Annotated in this window: 20 protein-coding genes; 17 read left to right on the plus strand and 3 right to left on the minus strand. The window is 57.9% G+C overall.

Translation table 11 applies throughout. The features are described from left to right. The first annotated feature begins 21 nt into the window (after nt 1-21). From ACZM22_RS06810 to ACZM22_RS06840, 7 genes are read left to right on the plus strand one after another with little or no spacing between them, the layout of a single operon-like run. On the plus strand, nt 22-849 hold the full coding sequence (locus tag ACZM22_RS06810) for a glycosyltransferase family 2 protein (protein WP_489543526.1): 828 nt from the start codon (nt 22-24) through the stop codon (nt 847-849). Then, on the plus strand, nt 846-2,042 hold the full coding sequence (locus tag ACZM22_RS06815) for a glycosyltransferase (protein WP_489543527.1): 1,197 nt from the start codon (nt 846-848) through the stop codon (nt 2,040-2,042). Before ACZM22_RS06810 ends, ACZM22_RS06815 begins: the two co-directional genes overlap by 4 nt. Nucleotides 2,043-2,045: 3 nt before the next feature. Further along, on the plus strand, nt 2,046-2,741 hold the full coding sequence (locus tag ACZM22_RS06820; RefSeq protein WP_489543528.1) for a glycosyltransferase family 32 protein: 696 nt from the start codon (nt 2,046-2,048) through the stop codon (nt 2,739-2,741). After that, the gene (locus ACZM22_RS06825) at nt 2,738-3,835 is read left to right on the plus strand and encodes a polysaccharide pyruvyl transferase family protein (protein ID WP_489543529.1); all 1,098 of its coding nucleotides are present in this window, start codon (nt 2,738-2,740) and stop codon (nt 3,833-3,835) included. The genes ACZM22_RS06820 and ACZM22_RS06825 overlap by 4 nt, the downstream gene beginning before the upstream one ends. Beyond that, a complete protein-coding gene (locus ACZM22_RS06830; RefSeq protein WP_489543530.1) occupies nt 3,832-5,007 on the plus strand; it encodes a Coenzyme F420 hydrogenase/dehydrogenase, beta subunit C-terminal domain in 1,176 nt (391 codons plus the stop codon). Before ACZM22_RS06825 ends, ACZM22_RS06830 begins: the two co-directional genes overlap by 4 nt. 13 nt (nt 5,008-5,020) lie before the next feature. Beyond that, nucleotides 5,021-5,620, plus strand: coding sequence for an acyltransferase (locus tag ACZM22_RS06835; protein ID WP_489543531.1), 600 nt, complete (start codon nt 5,021-5,023; stop codon nt 5,618-5,620). Next, nucleotides 5,610-7,160 carry a lipopolysaccharide biosynthesis protein gene (locus ACZM22_RS06840; protein WP_489543532.1) on the plus strand — a complete coding sequence of 517 codons (1,551 nt, stop codon included), beginning with the start codon at nt 5,610-5,612 and terminating at the stop codon, nt 7,158-7,160. Before ACZM22_RS06835 ends, ACZM22_RS06840 begins: the two co-directional genes overlap by 11 nt. Nucleotides 7,161-7,461: 301 nt before the next feature. Here ACZM22_RS06840 and ACZM22_RS06845 read toward each other — a convergent pair whose 3' ends face one another. Both ACZM22_RS06845 and ACZM22_RS06850 read right to left on the minus strand, forming a co-directional pair. Continuing rightward, a complete protein-coding gene (locus ACZM22_RS06845; RefSeq protein ID WP_489543533.1) occupies nt 7,462-7,758 on the minus strand; it encodes an ATP-binding cassette domain-containing protein in 297 nt (98 codons plus the stop codon). A 500-nt stretch (nt 7,759-8,258) separates the two neighbouring features. Continuing rightward, on the minus strand, nt 8,259-8,681 hold the full coding sequence (locus ACZM22_RS06850; RefSeq protein WP_483267409.1) for a flavodoxin: 423 nt from the start codon (nt 8,679-8,681) through the stop codon (nt 8,259-8,261). A 495-nt stretch (nt 8,682-9,176) separates the two neighbouring features. Here ACZM22_RS06850 and ACZM22_RS06855 point away from each other — a divergent pair, with 495 nt between their 5' ends. The 10 genes from ACZM22_RS06855 (at nt 9,177) to ACZM22_RS06900 (ending at nt 22,870) form a co-directional block, all read left to right on the plus strand. Continuing rightward, complete coding sequence (locus ACZM22_RS06855) at nt 9,177-9,944, plus strand: ABC transporter permease (RefSeq protein ID WP_489543534.1); 768 nt, start codon at nt 9,177-9,179, stop codon at nt 9,942-9,944. A gap of 10 nt (nt 9,945-9,954) precedes the next feature. Then, nucleotides 9,955-10,701 carry an ABC transporter ATP-binding protein gene (locus ACZM22_RS06860; protein ID WP_489543535.1) on the plus strand — a complete coding sequence of 249 codons (747 nt, stop codon included), beginning with the start codon at nt 9,955-9,957 and terminating at the stop codon, nt 10,699-10,701. A 21-nt stretch (nt 10,702-10,722) separates the two neighbouring features. Then, nucleotides 10,723-11,832 carry a glycosyltransferase gene (locus tag ACZM22_RS06865; protein WP_489543536.1) on the plus strand — a complete coding sequence of 370 codons (1,110 nt, stop codon included), beginning with the start codon at nt 10,723-10,725 and terminating at the stop codon, nt 11,830-11,832. Continuing rightward, complete coding sequence (locus ACZM22_RS06870) at nt 11,829-12,830, plus strand: glycosyltransferase (RefSeq protein WP_489543537.1); 1,002 nt, start codon at nt 11,829-11,831, stop codon at nt 12,828-12,830. Before ACZM22_RS06865 ends, ACZM22_RS06870 begins: the two co-directional genes overlap by 4 nt. Before the next feature lie 68 nt (nt 12,831-12,898). Next, nucleotides 12,899-15,454 carry a sugar-transfer associated ATP-grasp domain-containing protein gene (locus ACZM22_RS06875; protein ID WP_489543538.1) on the plus strand — a complete coding sequence of 852 codons (2,556 nt, stop codon included), beginning with the start codon at nt 12,899-12,901 and terminating at the stop codon, nt 15,452-15,454. 22 nt (nt 15,455-15,476) lie between these two features. Beyond that, nucleotides 15,477-16,556 (plus strand): NAD/NADP octopine/nopaline dehydrogenase family protein, encoded by a 1,080-nt coding sequence (locus ACZM22_RS06880; protein ID WP_489543539.1) that lies wholly within the window; start codon nt 15,477-15,479, stop codon nt 16,554-16,556. Nucleotides 16,557-16,559: 3 nt separating this feature from the next. Then, nucleotides 16,560-17,444: an ATP-grasp fold amidoligase family protein gene (locus ACZM22_RS06885; protein WP_489543540.1), complete on the plus strand. Its 885-nt coding sequence runs from the start codon at nt 16,560-16,562 to the stop codon at nt 17,442-17,444. 26 nt (nt 17,445-17,470) lie between these two features. Beyond that, complete coding sequence (locus ACZM22_RS06890) at nt 17,471-20,578, plus strand: CapA family protein (RefSeq protein WP_489543541.1); 3,108 nt, start codon at nt 17,471-17,473, stop codon at nt 20,576-20,578. 39 nt (nt 20,579-20,617) lie between these two features. Then, nucleotides 20,618-21,763: an alanine racemase gene (gene alr / locus ACZM22_RS06895; protein ID WP_489543542.1), complete on the plus strand. Its 1,146-nt coding sequence runs from the start codon at nt 20,618-20,620 to the stop codon at nt 21,761-21,763. A gap of 54 nt (nt 21,764-21,817) precedes the next feature. Continuing rightward, nucleotides 21,818-22,870, plus strand: a complete 1,053-nt coding sequence (locus ACZM22_RS06900; RefSeq protein ID WP_489543543.1) for a D-alanine--D-alanine ligase family protein — start codon at nt 21,818-21,820, stop codon at nt 22,868-22,870. A gap of 153 nt (nt 22,871-23,023) precedes the next feature. Here the strand turns inward: ACZM22_RS06900 and ACZM22_RS06905 are convergent. Then, nucleotides 23,024-23,359: DUF4368 domain-containing protein (locus ACZM22_RS06905; protein ID WP_489543544.1), on the minus strand; the 336-nt coding region annotated here is incomplete at its 5' end.

Below are 23,359 nucleotides of genomic sequence, written 5' to 3' on the forward strand. Positions count from 1 at the left end.
GATCTGCAAAGGAGAATGGATATGCCAAAAGTTTCTATCATTATGGGCATCTATAACTGTGCCGAGACGCTGCCGGAAGCCATTGATTCCGTCCTCACGCAGACATTTTCAGATTGGCAACTCATTTTATGTGATGATGGCTCAAAGGATAATACCTATGGCATTGCAAAAGAGTATCAGGGGAGGTTTCCTGAGAAAATTTTACTGCTCCAGAACGAGCGGAATATGGGCTTGAACCATACGCTGAATCGCTGCTTGCAGGTGGTCTCCGGCGAATATGTGGCCCGGATGGATGGCGATGACATTTCGCTTCCTACACGGATAGAAAAAGAAGCTGCTTTCCTAGACGCGCACCCTGAATACGCCATTGTCAGCACGCCGATGATCTTCTTTGACGAGCATGGTGACTGGGGGCGAAGCTATGCGATCGAAGAGCCTACCAAGCGCGACTTTATCAAGCACAGTCCAGTCCATTGCCACGCTCCTTGTATGATCCGCAGAGAGGCGTATCTGGCAGTGGGAGGCTATACGGAAGATAGGCGGATGCTTCGCTTTGAAGATGTTAACCTTTGGTACAAACTTTACGCCAAGGGGTACGCTGGATATAATTTGGACGAGCCGCTCTATAAAATGCGCGATGACCACGCCGCCGCTAGTCGCAGAAGCTTGAAGTCACGCATGAATGCTGCACATGTGATGAGAGATGGCTTTTCTCTTTTTCATTTTCCAAGATATCTATATGGATATATTTATATTGATTTAGCAAAGCATTTTGTCAAAAGTATTATGCCAGAAAAACTCTATGTGCTTTTGCACAAACGGTCGATGGAGAGAAAAGAGCAGAGATGAAACCATCCGTTCTCATCTTCTCCCAGGCCATGGAGCTTGGGGGCGTGGAGCGCAGCCTTCTGGGGCTGCTGGATTCCATCGACTATGACCGCTATGACGTTGACCTCTTTCTGATGCGGCACAGCGGCGAGCTGATGCCATATCTGAATCCCAAGGCAAATCTTCTGCCGGAGATTCCGCAGTATGCGTCGCTGGCCGTGCCGATGGCGTCGCTTATCAAAAGCGGTCAATTCGGCGTACTTTGTGGGCGGCTGCAAGGAAAGCTTGCGGCGCGGCGTTTTGACAAGCAGCATCCCGGCGAGAAGCCCTCCGTTGCAGCGCTGACGTATAGCCACAAGTACACGCTGCGCTCTATGCCGCAGATTTCCGACAAAACCTATGATCTTGCCATCAGTTTTCTGACGCCGCACTACTTTGCACGGGAACGGGTGAGGGCGAAGAAATACGCAGCGTGGATTCACACGGACTACACGGCGCTGACCTTCGACCGCTCGACGGAGCTTGCCATGTGGAACAGATTTGACACAATTTGCGGCGTGTCGGAGCAAGTGACTGCTGCATTCGATACAGAGTTTCCTGAACTCTCGCATTTGACAGCAACAGTGGAGAATATTCTTCCCCAAAATCTGATCGAACGCCAATCCAATAATCCGCAGGGCGAAATGCAAAAAGAAAAACCGTTTAAATTATTGTCTGTTGGCCGCTTTTCAGAACAGAAAAACTTCGACAATGTGCCGGATATCTGCCGCCGCTTGATAGCGGACGGCCTTGACGTAACGTGGTATCTCATCGGCTATGGCGGTGACGAGATGCTGATTCGCCAGAAAATTGCCGAAGCCGGTATGCAGGATCGCGTCATCATCCTCGGCAAGAAAGACAACCCCTACCCCTATATGCGCGCCTGCGACCTGTATGTGCAGCCCTCTCGCTATGAGGGCAAGGCCGTCACCGTGCGGGAGGCGCAGCTTCTCGGAAAGCCTGTCGTCATCACGGACTACGCTACCTCCGGCAGCCAGCTGGAGGACGGTGTGGATGGCCTGATCGTCCCCATGGACAATGCGGGCTGCGCCGCCGGAATTGCCGCGCTGCTGCGCGACCCTGCCCGGATGCAGCGGCTGTCGGAGAACTGCGCAAAGCGAGACTATACGAACAGCGCGGAGGTCGAGAAGATCTATGCGCTGATGGAGGGGTGACCCATGATCCCGAAAATCATCCATTACTGCTGGTTTGGCCACGGTGAAAAGCCGGAGCTTGCCAAAAAGTGCATCGCCAGCTGGAAGAAGTTCTGCCCGGATTTTGAGATCCGCGAGTGGAACGAGGACAACTGCGATTACCTCGCCATGCCCTTCATGGCGGAGGCGTATGCCGCGAAAAAATACGCCTTCGTGTCCGACGTCATGCGCCTGATCGTGCTGGAGCAGTACGGCGGCGTGTATTTCGACACCGATGTGGAGGTTGTGCGGGACATTTCGCCATTGCTGAATGACGAGGGATTTATTGGATTTGAAAATAACCGGTTTGTCAACAGCGGGCAGGTTATGGCGGCCGTGCCGCATCAGCCCATTGTGCAGGCCATGATCGATGAATACAAAAAGCTGCACTATATGCAGCCAGATAGCAGCGTTATGCCGGTAGGGTGTCCACGCCTGAACAGCGATGTGTTGGAACGCTTTGGACTTATCCGTAATGGGCAGGAACAGATCGTCGCAGGTATCCATGTCTATCCGGATGATTACTTCAACCCTATGGACAGTACAACTGGGAAACTGGCGAAAACAGAGAATACATATTCGATCCACTGGTACTCCATGAGTTGGCTTCCGAAACGCACGCAGATGAAGGCAAAGCTGGGTCGGATTGTGAGAAGGATTATGGAAAAAGGCAAGCCATGAAAATTTGTACAATTACTTGCCACGACGTATACAATGTCGGTGCATCCTTACAGGCTTACGCCCTGCAAACCTATTTGAAGTTGCTGGGGCATGATGTGAAGATCATCGACTATAAACCGGATTATCTATCGAAGCATTACCGGCTGGATATCGTCGGAAACCCCAAATACGACAAGCCTTTTCTGAAACAGGCGTACCTGCTGGCGAAGCTTCCGGGCAGATTACATATGCTGCCGCGCAAAAAGGCGTTTGACAGCTTTACGGCCAAGTACCTTGATCTCACAAAACGATACACCTCCAACGAGGAACTGAAAAAGGAGCCGCCGGAGGCGGATGCGTTTTTCGCTGGGAGCGACCAGATCTGGAATCCGCTGTTTCCCAACGGGAAAGATCCGGCCTTCTATCTGGATTTTGCGCTGCATGGCATTCGCGCATCCTACGCGGCCAGCTTTGCGGTGGATGAGTTTCCGCAGGAGCTGCGGGAGGTGACGGCGCAGTATCTCAAACGTTTTGACCATATTGCTGTGCGCGAAAAGTCCGGCCTTTCTGTGTTGAAGACGCTGGGGATCACGAACGCTGTAACCGTCCTTGATCCGGTATTCCTGCTTGACCGGGCACAGTGGGAGGCGATGGCTGAGAGACCGGAGGGGTGCGAGGCTCCCTACCTGTTGGTATATGACTTTGATAATAGCCCTGCTGTCCGCAAGTTGGCGGGGAGAATTGCGGCGGAACGAGGCTTGCATATCTACTCGGTCTTCAAGATTCCGTATGCCGAGCGCTGCTTCTCACTCTGCGGACCGGAGAATTTCCTTGGATTGGTACAGGGCGCAGACTTTGTCCTGTCCAACTCCTTCCATGCAACGGCATTTTCGGTGATATTCGAGAGGGAATTCGCCGTTGTGGAGCGCACGGAGAAAATCAATACGCGGATGCGCGACTTTACCACCATGCTGGGGCTATCTGACCACATGGTAACAACGGAGACGGAGATCCCGGCTGGCACGGACTGGACAGCCGTGCGCCGCTGCCTGAAAGATGAGATCGACCACGCAAAAGCATATATAGACGAAGTGCTGAGGGATGTGGAGAGATGATTGATAAGGTTTCGGTTCAAGAATGTGCGATCTGCGGCGCTTGCATAAATGCTTGCCCGGTAGATGCGATCAGCTTGGACAAGGTTCATCTGGATTTTAGATATCCTCAGATCAATGAAGACATTTGCATTCATTGCAACCGATGTGAAAAGGCTTGTCCAATTCTGGGGAACAAAGGAAAACCTGATGAGGGGTATCCCGTAGCCTTTGCAGCCAAAAGCGAGAATGACCCTATGCGGATGCGCAGCAGCTCGGGCGGCGTTTTTTATGAGCTTGCCGATCAAATGCTCCGCGATGGCGGATACGTATGCGGCGCAGTGTTTGATGAGGAGTTTCATGTCAAGCACATCCTTTCCAATGCCAAGGAAGATATGCTGCGGATGATGGGCTCCAAGTATGCCCAAAGCGATGTGGGGTATTGCTATCGGGAAGTCAAAGACGTGCTGGAAAAGGGGTGTAAGGTTTTGTTCAGCGGGTGCCCCTGCCAGGTCGCGGGACTGCGCACATTTCTTGGGAAAGAGTATCCGAATCTGGTTCTTGTGGAGTTGATCTGCCATGGGATTCCCAGCGACCATATGCTGCAAACGTATATTGGTATGCAGGAAAGGAAATATGGCGCAAGGCTTACAAGGATGGAGTTTCGTAACAAGAAGAAGGGTTGGCATAATAGCTCTGTGAGAATGGAGTTTGGTCATCACCGAACCTACAGCAAGCCAGAAGCCGCAGATGCGTATATGAACGGCTTCTTAGGAAGCGTTACATTAAAGCCAACGTGTTATCAGTGTCACTTTCGTAATTTTACGGCAGGCAGTGATATCATTTTGGGGGATTTCTGGGGTGCTGAAGTGGAGCTGCCGGTAGATGATAACAAAGGAATATCGGCAATTCTCGTGAATTCGGGAAAAGGGATGGATGTACTTGACCGCTGCAACTTGACGCTTACTCCGGCCAATGTAGAGACAGTGATCAAATATAACCGGAATCTGCTTTGTTCGGCAGCACCAAGTCCACAAAGGAGTTCATTCTATGCCAGCGCAGATACGAACGGACTTGAGGAAGCAATACGGAGATATCTGGAAGAAAGCACTATTCAAAAGCTGAAACGGCAAAGCAGATATGCACTCCGTTGCATCTGGCACATAATACGAGGAAAAGGAAAGCCGCTTTATTAGGAGATACTGCTGCATGACACTTCGGAACAGATTTAACATATGGCTTACAGGCTGGATTGAGCGCCAAAAATTGAAGCGCTTTTTTGCCTGCATGGCCTCTGTAGGGAGAAACGTATATTTAAGTAGGGGATACAGCATAAGCTCGCCGAGCAAATTGAGCATCGGCAGCAACACGTGGATCGGCGAAGGCTTCTTTGCTAAATGTGAAGGCGGCGTAAATATAGGCAGTGGTGTAATCATTTCACGCGGAGCTGAGATTTGGACGGCAAACCACAATTACGACAGCGACGATCTCCAATCACTTCCCTACGACCGTCGGTTTGTTTTGAAACCTGTCAACATAGGAAATAACGTATGGATTGGCAGTCGCGTTACGATCATTCCCGGAGTTTCCATCGGCGAGGGTGCCGTTATTGGTGCGGGTGCAGTTGTTGCACATGATATTCCTCCTCTTGCGGTGGTGGGAGGGAATCCTGCTAAAGTTATAAAATACCGCAATAGAGAAGTTTATGAAAAGCTAAAGACCAACGGAAAAATATATCTGGACATGGAATATGATTATGATATATCGACCTTGCGAAAAAGCGAGTATTTGAAGAAGCATGGAAAATAGTCGTCTTAAAAATTCAGCATTAAATTTTGCCAGCGGTTTCTTGGGACGCGCGCTCACGATCTTGCTGAACTTTGCCGTCCGCACAATTTTCATTTACTGCTTGAATGAAGCGTACCTCAGCGTAAATGGATTGTATAGCAATATCCTGACGGTGCTGTCTCTTGCAGAGTTGGGATTTGGCTCCGCCATGGTTTATCGTATGTACGCACCCGTGGCGGTAAAGGACTATCAAAAGGCAGCTGCGCTGCTCCAATTTTACAAGAAGATATATATAATTATTGGAGTGGTAATTTTTCTCTTGGGCCTCTGTGTAATCCCTTTTATGGATTACATCATCAAGGATAAGCCGGACATTTCCGGGCTCACACTGTACTATATCCTTTTTCTGGTCAACACATCGATTTCATATTGGTTTTCGTCGTATAAAGCGTCGGTTTTGTATGCCGACCAGAAAGAATACATCAAGACAAATGTGCAGAACACGATGGCCATTTTGCAATCTGGACTGCAAATTGTTTTGTTGCTCTTGTTCAGAAAATATCTTTTGTATCTTCTGATTCAGCTTGCCGGCAACATTTTTTTGAATTTGTACGTTGCACATTTGGTTGATAAAAGATATCCCGAGATACAGACCTATCAAGGTGATAGCCTTAGCGCGGAAGAACGTGTGCAGATTAGAAAAGATACCGAAGCGCTGGTCTTGTCCCGGTTTGGTCATGTTGCGCTGAATGGAACGGATAACATTATCATTTCTGCCGTTGTCGGCGTTTTATGGGTCGGGCGACTGTCAAACTATACGCTCATATGCGATTCCGTAACCAGTGTGCTTTGCCAGATCACAGCAGCCATTACGGGAAGCCTCGGAAATTTCTTCGCAACGGAAGATAAACATGCGGGCTATGCACTATTCAAGAAAGTTGAATTCCTGAATTTTTGGTTGTATGGGTTCAGCTTTATTGCGCTGGTTACATTATTAGATCCGTTTGTACAGATATGGGCTGGCGAGCGCTTTGTACTGGGGCTTCCCATATCGATTGCCATTGCGATCAATTTCTTCGTGGCAGGTTACATGAATACGCTTTGGGTGTTCCGCTCGACCATAGGGTTATTTAAGCAAGGAAAGTTTCGGCCGATTTTGGTGGCGATTCTAAATATTATTCTTTCAATCTTTCTCGGAAAGCTATGGGGAGTCTTTGGCGTTCTGTTCGCCACATTTTTATCGCGAGCAGCGATCAGCCTGTGGTATGATCCGCTTATTCTCCATAGGTATGGGTTTGAAGTCTCATGTAAGCCTTTCTTTGCCCGTTATTTCAGGAGAGTTCTCCTGCTCACAACTATTTTGATTGTCATGCTGACGATCCGATATGTAGTTCTATCTTCTGCAACAACGGTTTTGCGTTTTGCAGTCATGACAATGTTCACGGCGATTGTACCGAATGCCATATTTTGGCTGGCATATCACCGTTGTGAAGAATATGCCTACTTCCGCAGCATTGTAAAAGACCGCGTAATTGCACCAATCCGAGGAAAATTGCATTGATGCTTCACTACATCTATAGTCGTTCATTTATCAACGTTATCACCTTTATGGTGCTGGCTCTTGCTGCTTGGGGCGCGATGCCTGCCTTCGTGGGAGCGAGACGCTGACGGTGGGGAAACCTTGCGCGGATGCTCCTGATGACCGCCGCCATCCTCTATGCAACATTACTGCCATGCCGTTAACACATCGAAACACGTGACAGAAATGGTAGAAGGAGTCTCCGAACCGTGGTCCCGCGCAATGGACATGGTGAAAGACTCCTTTTTGAATGGAATATGGCTGAACGTCGCAGAGACGGCGATCACGGGATAAGACCGACGGCGATCGATGCTGCCAGCAGGATCTCTTTTAACTGCTGCGTGGCGGTGAAGTCGAGATTTGCCGTTGGCTCGTCAAGGAGAAAAATATCTGTGTCCATGGCCCGTGCCGAGAGAATGGAGATGCGCTGTCCCTCGCCGCTGGACAGCGCATAAACGCTGCGGTCCTTCAGCCGTTCCAGATGGCCATAAGAAACGGACGGATGGACCGTCCGAGTCAACTTTTCGGATTTATTGCAAGGTATCGCATAACTGCCGCCAACCGGCGTTGGTAAAATCAAGGACCGCCTGTAAGCAGGTAAGCATTCTGCTTTCCTTCATATGCTGATCCAGCAGCTGACGGAAATACCAGAACTGAGAGCCCATCAAAAGGCGGATCGCATCGGCATTTGGCGCTTTCCCATAGATATGCGAAAAGAATTCCACCGTTTGTTCCGCCTTACGATCCCTCAGTTCGTGCAGCGCTGCCTCGATCGAACTGCCATCACTGCTTGAATTCCCCGGAAGAATGCGCCAAGATGAGTAACGCTGCGAATCCCTATGGCGATGGTTTCGCCTGCAAGAGAATTGCCGATATTCTGACCGGGTGAACGCATTATGACGCGGCATGTTTACGCAATACTTACCGACAAAAGCTCCGGTTCCTGGCGCGGATGGGCGACGGTATGATGCGCATGCGGATCGTGCGGCTGACGTTTCCCTCCCGGCATCGGAGATACGCAGAAAAGGACGCCCTCCGAGATCTCGGAGGGCGTCCTTTTTCTGTCTGGAACAGGGAGCCTTAGCCCGCCAGCGCCTTTCCCATCTCACGGCAGGCGGCCAGAGCGGTGTCGTCCGGCGTCTCGCAGCAGGTGACGCTCTCGCAGGTCAGGGAGATACCGGCATTGCTGCAGTCACTCTCCCAGTCGCGCATCCACTGGCCGTCGCCCCAGCCGAAGGAGCCGAACAGCGCCACGCGCTTGCCGCTGAGCATGTTCTTGCAGGCGTCGAACATGGGCTGGAAGTCCATCTCCTCCAGCACCTCGGAGCCCATGGCGGGGCAGCCGAAGGCGATGGCGCCGTAGCCGCCCAGCTCGCCGGCCTGTACCTGATCGGGCGTCAGCATGGTGACCTCCGCGCCGGCCTCCTTCATGCCCTCTGCCACAGCGTTTGCCATGGCCTCCGTATTGCCGGTGCCGCTCCAGTAAATAACAGCAGTCTTCATAGTATCAGATTCCTTTCTTCTATTTGGCTCCGACCGTCACCGCAGACGGCATGTTCCCGCGCCGCCTGCCGCGGTGGACGTCAGACCTGTGATATGTGGGTGTTCTATGTCCACAGAAAAGTTAGACTACTCTAACCGCCATGGGAGAAAAAACCGCTCACGTGGCGGTTAAAGTAATCTAACTGCATGGTAGCATAGTTCCGCCGCATTGTCAATAGGAAAGTCTGCGCCTTTTTCCTCGACTTCCGCACCGCCCCGCAGACCGGCCCCGCACCGCAGGACTATGCATCTCGCATAGGCCTGCGGCGCCGCTATTTTTCGTGTCAGAAGCGGGGGAGAGGAGGATAAAAACGTTTTCAGGTAGAACACTACAAATTAGCGGATTACCGCACATCTCTTGACTTTCTTGGTGAAAAGTGATACGATAACCTCGACTTTTTGCGGGCTGCGGAGGCAGTCTGCAACGCCAAAATTTCTATGACCAACGGAGTACACATGCTGAAAAAATATACACGCTACCGCTTCCTGTTCGAGGAGCTGGTGAAGCGGGACTTTAAGAAAAAATACAAGCGGACGGTGCTGGGCATGCTGTGGAGCGTGCTGTCGCCCCTTTTGATGCTGCTGGTGATGCGCCTGGTGTTCACCCACTTCTTCGGCCGTCACATCGAGCACTACACCACGTTCCTGTTCTGCGGCAACCTGGTGTACACCTACTTCAACGAATCCACGTCCCAGGGCATGATGTCCCTGATGGGCAACGCATCCATCTTCACCAAGGTCAACGTGCCCAAGTACCTGTTCCTGTTCTCCAAGAACGTGCAGACGCTGATCAACTTCGGCATCACGCTGTGCGTGTTTTTTGTGTTCTGCATCATCGACAACATCGCGTTCACCTGGAAGCTGATATTGCTGGTGTACCCCATCGTACTGCTGCTGCTGTTCAACATCGGCGTGGGGCTGATCTTATCGGCGCTGTTTGTGTTCTTCCGCGACATCCAGTACCTGTGGACCGTGTTCCTGCAGCTGCTGATGTATATGTCCGCCATCTTCTACTCCATCGACACCTACGAGCCTATGATCCGGAACCTGTTCCTGCTGAACCCCATGTACCTCTTTATCCGCTATTTCCGGAAGATCGTCATCGAGGCCACCATCCCCAGCGTGTGGTTCCACCTGCTGATGCTGGCGGACGTGGCCATCGTGCTGGGACTGGGCTGCCTGATCTATAAAAAGAACAATACCAAATTTTTATACTACGTGTAACGGGGGCAATATGAGCATTCTGGAAGTAAATCATGTGTCGATCCGCTACATGACCGGCGATTTCAAGGACATCGGCCTGAAGGAGTACGTGGTGCGCAAGCTCAAGGGCAACTATCACGTCAACGAGTTCTGGGCCGACCGCGACATCACATTTTCCCTGGACAAGGGGGAGATGATGGGCATCATCGGCACCAACGGCGCGGGGAAATCCACCCTGCTGAAGGCCGTCTCCGGCATCATGGAGCCCACGGAGGGCTACATCCGCCGCAACGGCGAGGTGGCCGCCCTGCTGGAGCTGGCCAGCGGCTTCGACGGCGAGCTGACCGTGCGGGAGAACGCCTATCTCCGCGGCGCCATGCTGGGCTACAGCCGCAAATTCATGGACGAGACGTATGACAGCATTATCGAGTTCGCGGAGCTCAAGAGCTTCGAGGACCGGCCCTTCAGGCAGCTGTCCTCCGGCATGAAGTCCCGCCTGGCGTTTTCCATCGCCAGCCTGGTCCAGCCGGACATCCTGATTCTGGACGAGGTACTCTCCGTGGGCGACGGCGCGTTCCGCAAAAAGAGCGAGGCCAAGATGCGGGAGATCATCCACGGCGGCGCCGCCACCATTCTGGTCTCCCACTCCCTGTCCCAGGTGCGGGAGATGTGCAGCAAAGTGCTGTGGCTCCACAGGGGCCGCCAGATCGATTTCGGCGATACTGCCCCCATCTGCGACCGGTATCAGGCGTATCTGGAGGGCGAGCTGACCTTATAAACGGAAAGGGGAGAGCGGCGGGTGAAACGGATATGCTGCTTCTGCGAGAGCTGGGAGTCCGGCGGCATCGAGTCGTTTCTGGCCAGCGTCTATACCCACGCAGACCTGTCGGAGCTGGAGATCGACATTGTGACCTCCAAGCTGCTGGACAGCGTGTTTACCGCGCGGCTGGAGAAGCTGGGCATCCGGTTTTACCAGCTATCCGGCAGCCAGCGCCGCCTTCTGACGAACCATGCCATGTTCCGCCGCCTGCTGCGGGAGCGGCACTACGATGTGCTGCACATCAACGCGTTTCAGAGCCTTTCCCTATATTACGCCAAGCTGGCGATGCAGGCCGGTGTGCCGGTCCGCATCGCCCACAGCCATAACACCGCCCTGCGGAAAAGCCCGCTGCGCTGGGCGAAGATGCTGCTCCACCGCATGGGACGGCAGCATCTGGGGCGCTATGCCACGGCGCTCTGGGCCTGCTCCCGGGATGCGGCGAACTTCCTGTTTTCCCGGCGGGATCTGGCCGCCAGGGGCTATACATTCATCCCCAACGGCATCGCCCTGTCCCGCTTCCGCTTCGATCCGAAGCAGCGGGAGGCGGCTCGGGCGGAGCTGGGCTGCTCCGACGGCGTGCTCATCGGAAATGTGGGCCGCCTGTGCTATCAGAAAAATCAGGAATTCCTGCTGGACATCCTCCCCGCCATTCTGACGCGGGAGCCTCGTGCCCGCCTGCTGCTGGTAGGGGAGGGCGCGGACGAAGAAAAGCTCCGGTCCCGCGCCGCCGCGCTGAACATCGCGGACCGCGTCATTTTCTACGGCGTGACCGGGGGCGTGGAGCGGCTGCTGTGGGCCATGGACGTGTTCGCGTTCCCCAGCCGGTTCGAGGGATTGGGCATTGTGGCCATCGAGGCCCAGGCCGCGGGCCTGCCGGTGGTATGCTCGGAGTATATTCCCATCGAGGCCCTGCTGTCGCCGGAGACGCGGCAGGTGCCGCTGTCGGACGCCGCCGGATGGGCGGAGGCCCTGCTGACCGCCGCCGCGTCCGAGACAACCAGGGACAGCGGCCCCGAGGTGTGCCAACGGTTCTCCATCGATGCCGTGGCCGCCATGATCGCATCGTACTATAAGGGGGAACAGCCGTGACAGATCAGCCGCTGCTCAGCGTTATCATACCGGTCTACAAGGCGGAGCGCAGCCTGCGCCGCTGTGTCGACAGCCTGCTGTGCCAGTTGTATACCAATCTGGAGATCTGGCTGGTGGACGATGGCTCGCCCGACGGTTCTCCCGCCATCTGCGATGACTACGCTGCCCGCGACCGGCGGGTGCATGTGATACACCAGCCCAATCAGGGCGCCTTCGCCGCCCGCAACGCGGGGCTGGACGCCGCCGCCGGCGCACTTATCGGCTTCGTGGACGCCGACGACTGGCTGGAGCCCAATATGTACGAGACGCTGTACGCCCTGCTGCGGGATACCGCGGCGGATATCGCCCAGTGTGAGATGGTCAATGACGGCGCGTACCAGCAGATGCGCTCCGTCACCTTGGGCGGCCCCGTGACCTACCGGCGGGAGCAGCTGACGGAAGCCATGTTCCGCAACGAGATCAGCCACAATCTGATGAACAAGCTCTACCGCGCTGAAATATGGAAGGGCTTTCACTTCCAAGAGGGCCTGTACCATCTGGACGCGGCCTTTATGTGCCGCCTGCCGGAGCGCTGCGCCCGTCTGAGCCGCACTGACGCGGCTCTGTACCACTACAACACCGACGGCGGCAGCATCACTCGCGGTCGTCGCAATATGGCCCACGTCCGCAGCATGCAGAACCTGTTTGCCGCGTACTCCCAGGCGGCGGAGTCCGCCCACCCCGACGGCGACTTCTTCGTCTGCCGGGAGATCCCCAGCACCGGCCGGCTCCTGCCGGCCTCCCGCGCCATCCCACTGCCGGTGTGCATCCGGCACATCCGCCGCATGCACCGCATCTTTAAGCGCCACTGGCCGGCGGCCAGAACGGCGGAGGGCTACCGCACCTCGCCGCGGGCCAAAAAGCTGCTGTGGCACATCTACGCCTACGCGCCGGTCACGGCGACGGCGCTGGTGTACCTCCGCGCCCGACGGCAGGAGCACGGCCCGCAGCTGCGGTAACGAACCAGACACTTTTCACGCCGGCCATACGCGCCGGGGAATACTATATAACACAGGGGGACCAGAACATGGAACACACCGTCGAACGATATACCGACTGCTTCGAGACATTCCTGCGGGAGCCCAATGAAGCTACGTACACTCAGGTCTGCGCGGAGCGCTACCGCCGGAAGCAGTCCGGCCAGAGCGTGGACCGCAGGGAGGAGCGCAGCCGCTTTTTCCAGCTGCTGCACGCCTACCAGCGGGAGCAGCACCCGCTGTACCTTCAGGCCATGAGCCGCACCGATGCGCGGCTCACAGGCGCCCGGGCATCCGACACCTATGTGGACATCCTGAAGCTGAAGCGCCGCTGCCCTGACGCGGATCTGCCCGCCCTGCGGGAGGCATTTTTCCGCAACTGCGCCTTTCCGGAGATGGTGAAGGAGGACGTATACGTCAACCGTCCCCTCCGCAAGGCCGGCAAGCTCTGCGAAAAGCTGCTGAGTCCCGCCAAAAAGGTCGGAGACTTCGCCTATCACCAGTACTGGTACGGCAAACGCGGCTACTCCTCCGGTACGCTGAAGGCATGGAACAGGCAGAAGAAGGCCGACACGCTGGAGAACCCCTACGCCGAACCGCAGCTGATGCGCTGGGCCCACCGCAACGGCTTCCTCTATGACCGCATCGACCAGTACGGCCTGACCGAGGCCAACTGCGGGGATTTCGTGTCCGACCGCGACTATATTTCTCTGGGCTCCGTCAACAACAGCTATAAGAAGTGGATCGAGGACGTACCCTCCCTGCGCTACTGCCTTACCGGCGTGACGCAGTACCTGCCGGAGATGTATTACCACGTGCTGCGCCGCGATGACAAGGCCGTGATCGTCCGGATGCCGGACTGTCCCGCGGGCTATGCCGGCGGCGATGCCCGAGAGCTGCTGCGTCTGCTGCGGGAGAAGGGCCGCCTGCTGTTCCGCCCCGCCTCCTACCACGCCGGTGCGCCGTTTTTCCGCCTGGCCTATGATGGCGTAAACTATATCATGAACCGCCGTCCCGTGACGGAGGAGGCCCTGCTGTACACCCTGCAGAACCGCCGCCATCACTACGTGCTCATGGAGCTGGTGGACATTCTGGACGCGGAGCAGGCGGTCTGCGGCGCCGACATGACGGAGCTGCGCGCCGTCATCCTCAACGAGCAGCTGACGGACCCCCGGATCGTGGACCTGCGCATCGTCTACCGCGATGGCGATACGGTGCAGGCAGACCCCGTCACCGGTGTGTTCGATGACGACAAGCAGCTGCCCCTGTGGCAGTCGGTGTCCGCCCAGATACGGGAGTTTTGCCTGTTCATGCCCCAGCTGGAGTACTACTCCATCCACTTCCGCATCACCGCCAAGGGCCTGTGCGTCATGAGCTGCAACCCCGCACCCGCCCTGCTGCACGATGGTACGATCGACCCGCGGGTGATGGCCTATCTCTGCCGCAAGCGGGACGAGCGCTGCTATCCCCGCCCCGTCGTCACGGTGAAGCGCATTCAGGATCGGGGCTGGAAGCTGTTTAAGAAGGTGTGCTGCCGCCCGGGCTATCGGGACTATATGCTCCACGAGTACGTCAATGGCGTTCTCGATGACCTGCGGAACTTCCACAACACCACCCTGCGTCAAAAGCTGTGGAGCTACCGCCGCGGCTATTACTCCTTCCGCATCGACCAGTACCAGCTGACGGAGGACAACTGGCGCGACTTCCTGTCCGACCGCGACTACCACTGGCTGTGCCCCATCAACAATCACTATCAGAAGTGGATCGACGACAAGATGACCTATCGCCACGTCATCGAGCCCTTCAAGGACGCGGCGCCCCGCTACTACTACCACATCATGCAGCGCAATGGCGTCCCCTGCGCCCTGCGCATGGAGGATTGCCCCGCGGAGTACCCCTCCAGCTTTGAGGGCATCGTCTCCCTGCTGGAGCACGAGGGCACGCTGGCTCTGAAGCAGAGCGCCGGCGAGCACGGCGACGGCTTCTGCAAGCTCTCCTACGCCGACGGCAAGTACTACATCAACCACGACGAGGTGGACCGCGATGCGGTGCTCACCAAGCTCCGGAGCCTGGACCGCTACTACAACGTCACGGAGTTCCTGACCATGCACGAGGCGCTGCGCCCCATTTACCCGGGCTCCGTCAATACCATCCGCGTCATGGTCCTGAATCCCACCGGCTGCGACCCCTATATCGCCAACGCCTACATGCGCATCGGCACCGGCTCCACCAAGCTCACCGATAACCTGGGGTATGGCGGCGTGTCTGCTAAGGTGGATGTGGACACCGGCCGCTTCTACGACGGCACCCAGCTGAAGAACCACGTCATCACATCCTGCCCCAACCATCCGGATACCGGTATGCGCATTGAGGGCCAGCTGCCGGAGTGGGACAAGGTGAAGCAGACCCTGACCGACATCTGCAATTACTTCGGCCAGCTGGAGTATCTGGGCTTTGACGTGGCCATCTCGTCCCAGGGCATCCGCATCCTGGAGATCAATAAATATCAGGATCTGAACCGCTGCGCCTACTATGGCGACACGATCCAGAACTACTTCAAGGACAAGATCGCCGCCAAGAACAAGCGGCTGCACCTGCATCCATAACGTATAAAGGAGGAGCTACCATATGAAGATCACGATTCTGGGCGCCGGCAACATGGGCTGCGCCAACGCGGCTGACCTGACACTGAAGGGCCACGAGGTAACGCTGGTCAAAACGTCCCACTCCATGCACAACGAGACGTTCAACTATGTTTGTGCCCACAACAACGAGATCACCCTCTGGCAGGAGGGAGAGGAGCAGACGGCGCGCATCCACGCCGTTACCACTGACCTGTCCTCTGTCGCCACGGCGGACCTGGTCTATATCACCACCCAGACCAACGTCCACGAGCAGCTGATCCAGCGCATCGCGCCGCTGCTGCGGAAGGGCCAGGTGGTGCTTATCACCCCGGGCTACTTCTCCACCGCCTACTTCCTGAGACACTGCCCCGATAAGGATCTGACCATCATCGAGGGCGAGAGCTCCACCATCGACTGCCGCGTGGATGATACCGGCTTCGTGCGGGTGGGCTTCCGCAACGTCCGCAACCCCGTGGGTGTGTACCCCGTGGAGAACCTGCCCAAGGTCAGGGACATGCTGGAGTCCATGCAGTTCCACTATGTCTACCTGTCCTCCGTGGTGGAGGCCGCCCTGCATAACCCCAACATGATGGTCCACACGGTGGGTGCGGTGATGAGCATCCCCCGCATCGAAAAGACAAAGGGCGACTACTGCATGTACTGGGAGGTCTGGACTCCCAGCGTCTACCGTATTCTGGATCAGCTGGACAAGGAGAAGATGGACGTGCTGGAGCATCTGGGCTACGAGCGCCTGAACTACTTCGACGCCTGCAAGTACCGCAACAGCCTGGACGATTCCATCGACGCCCGCGCCGTGTTCGAGGAGTACGCCGCCTCGCCGTACCGCGCTAAGGGCCCCGTGGTGGTGGACTCCCGCTACATCTCCGAGGACGTGCCCCAGGGTCTGGTGATGCTGGAATCTCTGGGCCGGCACCTGAGCATCCCCACGCCGGTGTGTACCGCCCTCATCGAGATCGCCTCCGCCGCACTGGGCCGCGACCTGCGGGCCGAGGGCCGCTCCATCGAGCGTCTGGGCGCGGAGAACATCCAGAAGGTCTTTGCCAACTGCCACCACACGTTCTGATTTATGAGCTTCCTGACCCGCATTGAGGCCCGCACCATGTACCTGCTGGCGCCCATCAGCCCCGTGCTGTGCAGCCGCTGGCGCTTCCGTCGTACCTTCGGCCGCCCGCTGGACCTCCGCACACCCCGGACGCTCAACGAAAAGCTGATGTGGCTGAAGCTGCGGCGCTACGGCAGCGACCCGCTGGTGACCCGGTGCGCCGACAAGTACGCCGTCCGCGATTACGTGGAGTCCTGCGGCTGCGGCGACATCCTCAACGAGCTGTACGGCGCGTGGGACCGCCCCCGGGACATCCCATGGGACGCCCTGCCCCACGCCTTCGTACTGAAATGCAACCACGGCTGCGGCTACAACATCCTCTGCCCCGACAAGTCCACGCTGGACAGGGAGGCCGCCGTCCGCACACTGAACAAGTGGCTGCGCCACGATTTCTGGCGGGACTTTGCGGAGCTGCAGTACCGCCCCATCCCCAAAAAGATCGTCTGCGAGCGGTTTCTGGGCCACGGCGACGACCTGCCCGACTACAAAATTTACTGTTTCCACGGCCAGCCCCGCTACATTCTGGTCTGCGAGGGCCGCAGCCATGGCAAGCCGAAATTCTACTTCTTCGACCCCGATTGGCATTTCCTGCCCATCACCCGTGACGGGCAGGCCGCGCCGCCGGACTTCACGCTGCCCCGCCCTGCGGGACTGGCGCACATGCTGTCCGCTGCCGCCCGCCTGTCGCAGCCGTTCTCCTTCGTGCGGGTGGATCTGTACGACGTGGAGGGCCGCGTCTACTTCGGCGAGCTGACCTTTACCCCCGGCGCGGCGCTGGACGCGGCGCGCCTGCCGGAGACGGACCGCCTGTTCGGCAGCCTCCTGACGCTCCCAACGGAGCAAACCTGACGCCGCAAGGCAGAAAGGACACACCTATGGCATTCTGGAACACAAAAAAGCCGCAGACGCCGCCGGAGCCGGATATCCGCACCTACGAGGCGGAGCCGCCCCATTACGAACCGGTGGAGCACCCGCCCCGCTTCCGCTACGCCCTGTCCACCGATGGGGTGTACCGCAAGCCCGCCCTCCGGCAGGACAAGGCGCTGATCTCCTGCGTGGGCGACATGCTGGCGGAGGAGAAGCTCTACAAGTCCCATCTCATCGGCGGCCAGACGGATTTCCACGACGTGTTCACCTTCGTCCGACCCTATTTCGCCGCCTCCGACCTCACCGTCGGCAATCTGGAGACCATGCTCTGCGCCGCCGCGCCCTACACCGGCGAGCAGTATAAGGTGGACGGCAAATACCACTGCAACGCGCCCCAGTCGTTTCTGGACGCGGTGCGTCAGGCGGGCTTCGACTTCCTGATGCTGGCCAATAACCACAACTTGGACTGCGGTGCCGCCGGCATTCGGGAGACGCTGAACCGCATCGACGATGCCGGCCTCATGCGCACCGGCCTGTTCGCCGGCCCGGCGGAGCGCCGCTTCGCGCTGGTGGAGGTCAACGGCATTCGCCTTGCCCTGCTGGCCTGGTCCACGTGGTATAACCGCAACGAGACCCGCCTTACCGATGAGGGCCGCCGCGCCCTGCTCAACGAGTACGCGCCGGACAGGGCGGCGTCGGACATCGCCGCGGCCCGCGCCGCCGGAGCCGAGTTTGTCCTGACCTATATCCACTGGGGCGTGGACGCGGAGTATAAGACCGAGCCCAGCGCCTCCATGCGCCGCATGGCGCAGGAGCTGGCGGATGCCGGAGCCGATTATATTGTCGGCTCTCACACCCATTCCGTCCAGCCCCACGACCTCATCACCGCCCGCGATGGGCGCATCGTGCCTGTGGCGTGGTCCATGGGCAACTTTGTCACCAGCGAGCTGATGTCCGTCAGCCGGTCCACCGGCATCCTGCAAATAGAGCTGACGCGGCAGAACGGCAAGGTCCGCGTGACGGGGGAGACGTTCATCCCCTGCTATATTCCTGACAGCGCCTGCGGCCTGAGCTATCCCGTTCTGCCGGAGCGCAGCATCACAGGGGAGGGGAAACAGGCCATGCAGATGAAAGAGGCCATCAAAAAAGTAAAGGGAATATTCACGAAGAACGGCAACATGACCGGCGAGTGGATATTGACGAAGAAGAATATCTGTGCGGCGCTGGGCCTGCCCGCCCCCGCCGCCGACGAGGTGTATACGAAGCTGGAATATGCCCGCAATGCCGGTCAGGGCTGCGTTGCACTGGTAGGTACACGTTCCTTTGACCACTATATCTACGCATCGCAGGAGGAATATGAACGCCGTGCTGATTTTGCAATGAGCAAGGGCGCGAAGCTGCTTCTGGCAGACCGGCAGATTAAGGACTATCCGTGCCTTGTGGTGCCGGAGCCGTTTGAAGCCTTCCAGACCATCATCGCTGCGATCCGCCGGAAGTTCACCGGACATGTGGTAGGTGTTACGGGCAGCATCGGCAAGACCAGTGCCACCGGCATGGTCAACGCGGTGCTGTCCAGCAAATATAAGACGTTTTCCAACCTTCATAACGCCAACAGTGCGATTTTCGCGGCGAAACTCATTCAGCAGCTGACGCCGGAATATGGCGCGTATGTGCAGGAGATCGCGGAAGCACCGCCCTATGGCTTGGCGGGCGTGATCGCCAGGATGGTGCAGCCGGAGGTGGCCATCGTGACCGTGGTGGGCACGTCCCATATGCAGGCGCTGGGTTCTCAGGAGCGTATCCGCGAAACGTGTCTCAGCGTGGCGGAGGGCTTGCGTGAGAACGGTACGCTGATCCTGAACGGTGATGACCCGTTCCAGAAAGACCCGGGCTGCAAGCAGAAAGTCCTCTACTATGCAATCGAAAATAAAGATGCCGACTATCGCGCGGAGCATATCTCCGGCGGCGAGAACGGCATGGAGTTTGAGGTGGTCTATGACGGCCAGCATGTTCCGGTAAAAATCGCCTGCTACGGCCTGCACAATGTCATGGACGCGCTGGCGGCTTTCGCCGCCGGCAAGTGCATCGGCATGACGGATGCCGAGGTAGTTCGCGGCCTTGCGTCGTTCCGGACGGCGGGCATCCGCCAGAATGTAGTAAAGTACGGCGGCCAGACCATGTTCCTCGACTGCTACAACGCCGCCGCAGAATCCATGCAGAGTTCGTTCAACTCCTTTGCCATGATACCTGTCAAGAATGGCGGGCGGCGCATCGCCGTACTGGGCGACATCAAGGAGACTGGCAAAAAGGACGAGGAGATACACGCCAATGTCGGACGGATGCTGGCGGCGTCCAATGTGGATATTGCCGTGTGCTACGGAGACAGCGCGGCGATCATCGCCGACACGGCCAAGGCTCTCTGCGGGAAAGAGATCATCTGGTCGAATGATTTCGACACGGTGAAGAATTGGCTGATGCAGAATGTCACAGTCAACGACGTGCTTTTGTTCAAGGGAAGCCGCGGCATGGCGCTGGAGCGCTTTGCCGATGCATTGACCGGCACGTGGTTCTACGAAATGGACGAGGGCCTCATCGCCGGTTCGCGCCTGAAAACCGTAAATAACCTGACATATCGGGTGTATGCCGACCACGCCACGCTGGTCAGCAAGGATGCCGGTGCGCCGGATGTCACCATCGAAGCATATGTGGACGGTAAGCCTGTCACGGGCATCGAGCGCAGCGTTTTCAGCGGCAGCAAGTATACGGAGTCCGTCACCTTCCCTGACACTCTGACGAATATCCGGTATTGTGCGTTCTACAAGACGAATAAGCTGAAAACCGTGAGCACCCCCCCCTCCGTCCGAATCATCGACAACAGCGCCTTCAGCACCTGCGCGAACCTGCGCACCGTCGAGATCGCCGAGGGCTGTACGCATCTGGGCTATCGCGCCTTCGGAAACTGCAAGGCGCTGGAGAAGATCACGATCCCCGCCACCGTCCGCCAGATCGGCGGCGAGTGCTTCCTGAACTGCGAGAAACTGACCATCCACGGCAAGGCGGGTTCCTATGCCCAGCAGTACGCCAGAGGGCATAGCATCCCGTTCTGTGCCGAGTGATAGAATAAAACTGTTACAATGGGAAAGTAGGGGAAATGTATGAGAAACAGCCTGCAAAAGAGAACATGGGCCGAGGTCAGCCTTGACAACATCAGCCACAACTACCGCGCCATCCGCGCCGCCCTGCCGGAGGGCTGCCGGTTTCTGGGCGTGGTCAAGGCCGACGCCTACGGCCACGGCGCCGTGGCGGTGGCCCGCCTGCTGGAGAGCGAGGGCGCGGACTATCTGGCCGTGTCCTGCCTGGACGAGGCCATGGAGCTGCGCAGCGCCGGCATCACCATGCCGCTGCTGATCCTGGGCCACACCCCGTCGGAGTATACCGAGACGCTCATCGACAACGACATCACCCAGACGGTGTCCTGCCTTGCCAAGGCGCAGGAGTTCTCCGCCCGCGCGGCGGCGCTGGGCCGGCAGCTCCGCATCCACATCAAGATCGACACCGGCATGTCCCGTCTGGGCTTCCTCTGCGGCGGCGACAGCTTTGACGAGGGCGTGGCCAACGTCATCGCCTCCTGCCGTCTGCCCGGCCTGCTGCCGGAGGGAATCTACACCCATTTCGCCGTCTCCGATGAGCCGGATGCCGACAGTGAGCGCTACACGCATCAGCAATTCGACCTGTTCTGCCGCATGATCGACGCGGTGGCCCAGCGCGGCGGCGTGACCTTTGCCATCCGCCACTGCGCCAACACCGGCGCCGTGGTCCACTATCCGGAGATGGCGCTGGACATGGTGCGCCCGGGACTCCTGCTGTACGGCTACGGCGACGACACGGGCCGCTTCGGTCTGCGCCCGTGCATGCGCCTTGTCACCACCATCAGCACCATCAAGACCTACGAGCCGGACACCTGCGTCAGCTACGGCCGCCGCTTCCGCACCCAGCGCCGTACCCGTATGGCCGTGCTGGGCATCGGCTACGCCGATGGCCTGTTCCGCACGCTGTCCGGCAAGTGCAGCTTCGCCGTGGCGGGCCATAAGGCCCCCCAGTGCGGCAGCATCTGCATGGATATGTGCATGATCGACGTTACCGACATCCCCGACGCCGCCGTAGGCAGTCAGGTGGAGATCTTCGGCCCCGACAACGACATCACGGCGCTCAGCGACGCGGCGGGCACCATTCCCTACGAGCTGCTGTGCGCCGTGTCCAAGCGCGTCCCGCGGGTCTATCCCCCGCAGAAGCGGCGCTGACGGCGATTTGGGGAGTTTGGGAAAAGCGGAGAAAAGCAGAAAGGAAGTAACAGCATGAAAATTGTAGTATTGGGCGGCGGCATCAGCACGGAGCGCAGCGTCTCGCTGGTCACGGCCACCTCCGTGTGCCGCGCCCTGCGTGACGCGGGCCACAAGGCCATTTTTGTGGATATGTTTCTGGGGCTGGAGAACTACACCGGCCGTCTGGAGGACGCCTTCGACGCGCCGGACGGCTTCTGCGGCAGCGTCAGCATCTCCGAGACAGCGCCGGATCTGGAGGCCGTGAAAGCCTCCCGCAGGCTGAAAAGCCCCAGCCATCTGGGCGTGGGCGTGCTGGACATCTGTGCTCTGGCCGACTGCGTGTTTCTGGGCCTTCACGGCATCGACGGCGAGGACGGCAAAATTCAGGCCGCGCTGGAGCTGCTGGGCGTGCCCTATACCGGCTCCGGCCCGCTGGGCAGCGCCATGGCCATGGACAAGGCCGTGGCCAAGCGCATCATGGAGAGCGCCGGCATCCTGACCCCCAAGTGGCGTGAGATCACCTACACCGCCGCCGATGTACCCGCCCTTGTGCAGGAGCTGCCTGCGCCCTGCGTGGTGAAGGCGGTGGACGGCGGCTCGTCCATCGGCGTGTCCCTGCCGGACACCCGGGAGCAGCTGGAGCAGGCGCTGTACGATGTCCTGCGCTACGGCCACCGCATCGTGGTGGAGGAGAAGATCGTGGGCCGCGAGTTCACCCAGCCGGTGCTGGGCGACGACTACCTCAGCACCATCCAGATCGTGCCGCCGGAGGGCAGCACCTTCGACTACGTGGCCAAGTACCAGAGCGGCGCCGCTGCGGCCCGGGAGCTCTGCCCCGCCCCCTGCACGGAGGAGGAGCACCGCCTGCTGGGAGAGACGGCTCTGAAACTTCATCATGCACTGGGCCTGTCCGTCTACTCCCGCGCCGACTTCATTTTGGACGCGGAGGGCCGCCCCTGGTGTCTGGAGGTCAACACCCTCCCCGGCATGACCCCCAACAGCCTGATCCCCAAGGCCGCCAAGGTGGCCGGCATGACGTATCAGGAGCTTTGTGAGAAGATCGTGTCCCTGTCTCTGGCAAAATAAGGAAAGCACAGCCCGCATCGGCTGAAGAAAAAAAGAGACGCCCTCTCGGCGTGTTTCTCACAGGTACACAAAGTGACATGACCTTTTGTATGGGCAGGCAGTGGCGCAAGCCGCTGCCTGCCTGTTCTTTTTTTCTGCCTTGATTTTCTGCGCTTACGACACCTGCGTCTGCGCTGCCATCTGCTGCACGACCATTTCCAGAGAGGGAATGAAGTGGACTTCGGCACTCTCGGCATCTTCTGCGGACATGGTGCTGTCTACGACGCCGATGTCGCGGTAGATGATCCGTACCTCCTGCATACCATTGCGGTTGTAGCGTCCGGGCCTCTCGCCAATGTCGATGCGTTCAATGAACAGCCACAGCAGCTCCGGCGTCAGCTCGGTTATATCCGTGTGCCGGCTGGCTTTCTCAATGAAGGCGTCCACGTTGGCGGCGGAGGCTTTCAGCTTCTCCAGCTTCGCCTGCTTCTCCGGGATGGCTGCGGCCAG

The sequence above is a fragment of the Vescimonas sp. genome (genome assembly GCF_057856985.1).

Bases quoted from the DNA above. Each gene is read 5' to 3' on its own strand.
- ACZM22_RS06810 (WP_489543526.1), top strand. From the start codon at position 22: ATGCCAAAAGTTTCTATCATTATGGGCATCTATAACTGTGCCGAGACG.
- ACZM22_RS06815 (WP_489543527.1), top strand. From the start codon at position 846: ATGAAACCATCCGTTCTCATCTTCTCCCAGGCCATGGAGCTTGGGGGC.
- ACZM22_RS06820 (WP_489543528.1), top strand. From the start codon at position 2,046: ATGATCCCGAAAATCATCCATTACTGCTGGTTTGGCCACGGTGAAAAG.
- ACZM22_RS06825 (WP_489543529.1), top strand. From the start codon at position 2,738: ATGAAAATTTGTACAATTACTTGCCACGACGTATACAATGTCGGTGCA.
- ACZM22_RS06830 (WP_489543530.1), top strand. From the start codon at position 3,832: ATGATTGATAAGGTTTCGGTTCAAGAATGTGCGATCTGCGGCGCTTGC.
- ACZM22_RS06835 (WP_489543531.1), top strand. From the start codon at position 5,021: ATGACACTTCGGAACAGATTTAACATATGGCTTACAGGCTGGATTGAG.
- ACZM22_RS06840 (WP_489543532.1), top strand. From the start codon at position 5,610: ATGGAAAATAGTCGTCTTAAAAATTCAGCATTAAATTTTGCCAGCGGT.
- ACZM22_RS06850 (WP_483267409.1), bottom strand. From the start codon at position 8,681: ATGAAGACTGCTGTTATTTACTGGAGCGGCACCGGCAATACGGAGGCC.
- ACZM22_RS06855 (WP_489543534.1), top strand. From the start codon at position 9,177: ATGCTGAAAAAATATACACGCTACCGCTTCCTGTTCGAGGAGCTGGTG.
- ACZM22_RS06860 (WP_489543535.1), top strand. From the start codon at position 9,955: ATGAGCATTCTGGAAGTAAATCATGTGTCGATCCGCTACATGACCGGC.
- ACZM22_RS06875 (WP_489543538.1), top strand. From the start codon at position 12,899: ATGGAACACACCGTCGAACGATATACCGACTGCTTCGAGACATTCCTG.
- ACZM22_RS06880 (WP_489543539.1), top strand. From the start codon at position 15,477: ATGAAGATCACGATTCTGGGCGCCGGCAACATGGGCTGCGCCAACGCG.
- ACZM22_RS06885 (WP_489543540.1), top strand. From the start codon at position 16,560: ATGAGCTTCCTGACCCGCATTGAGGCCCGCACCATGTACCTGCTGGCG.
- ACZM22_RS06890 (WP_489543541.1), top strand. From the start codon at position 17,471: ATGGCATTCTGGAACACAAAAAAGCCGCAGACGCCGCCGGAGCCGGAT.
- alr (WP_489543542.1), top strand. From the start codon at position 20,618: ATGAGAAACAGCCTGCAAAAGAGAACATGGGCCGAGGTCAGCCTTGAC.
- ACZM22_RS06900 (WP_489543543.1), top strand. From the start codon at position 21,818: ATGAAAATTGTAGTATTGGGCGGCGGCATCAGCACGGAGCGCAGCGTC.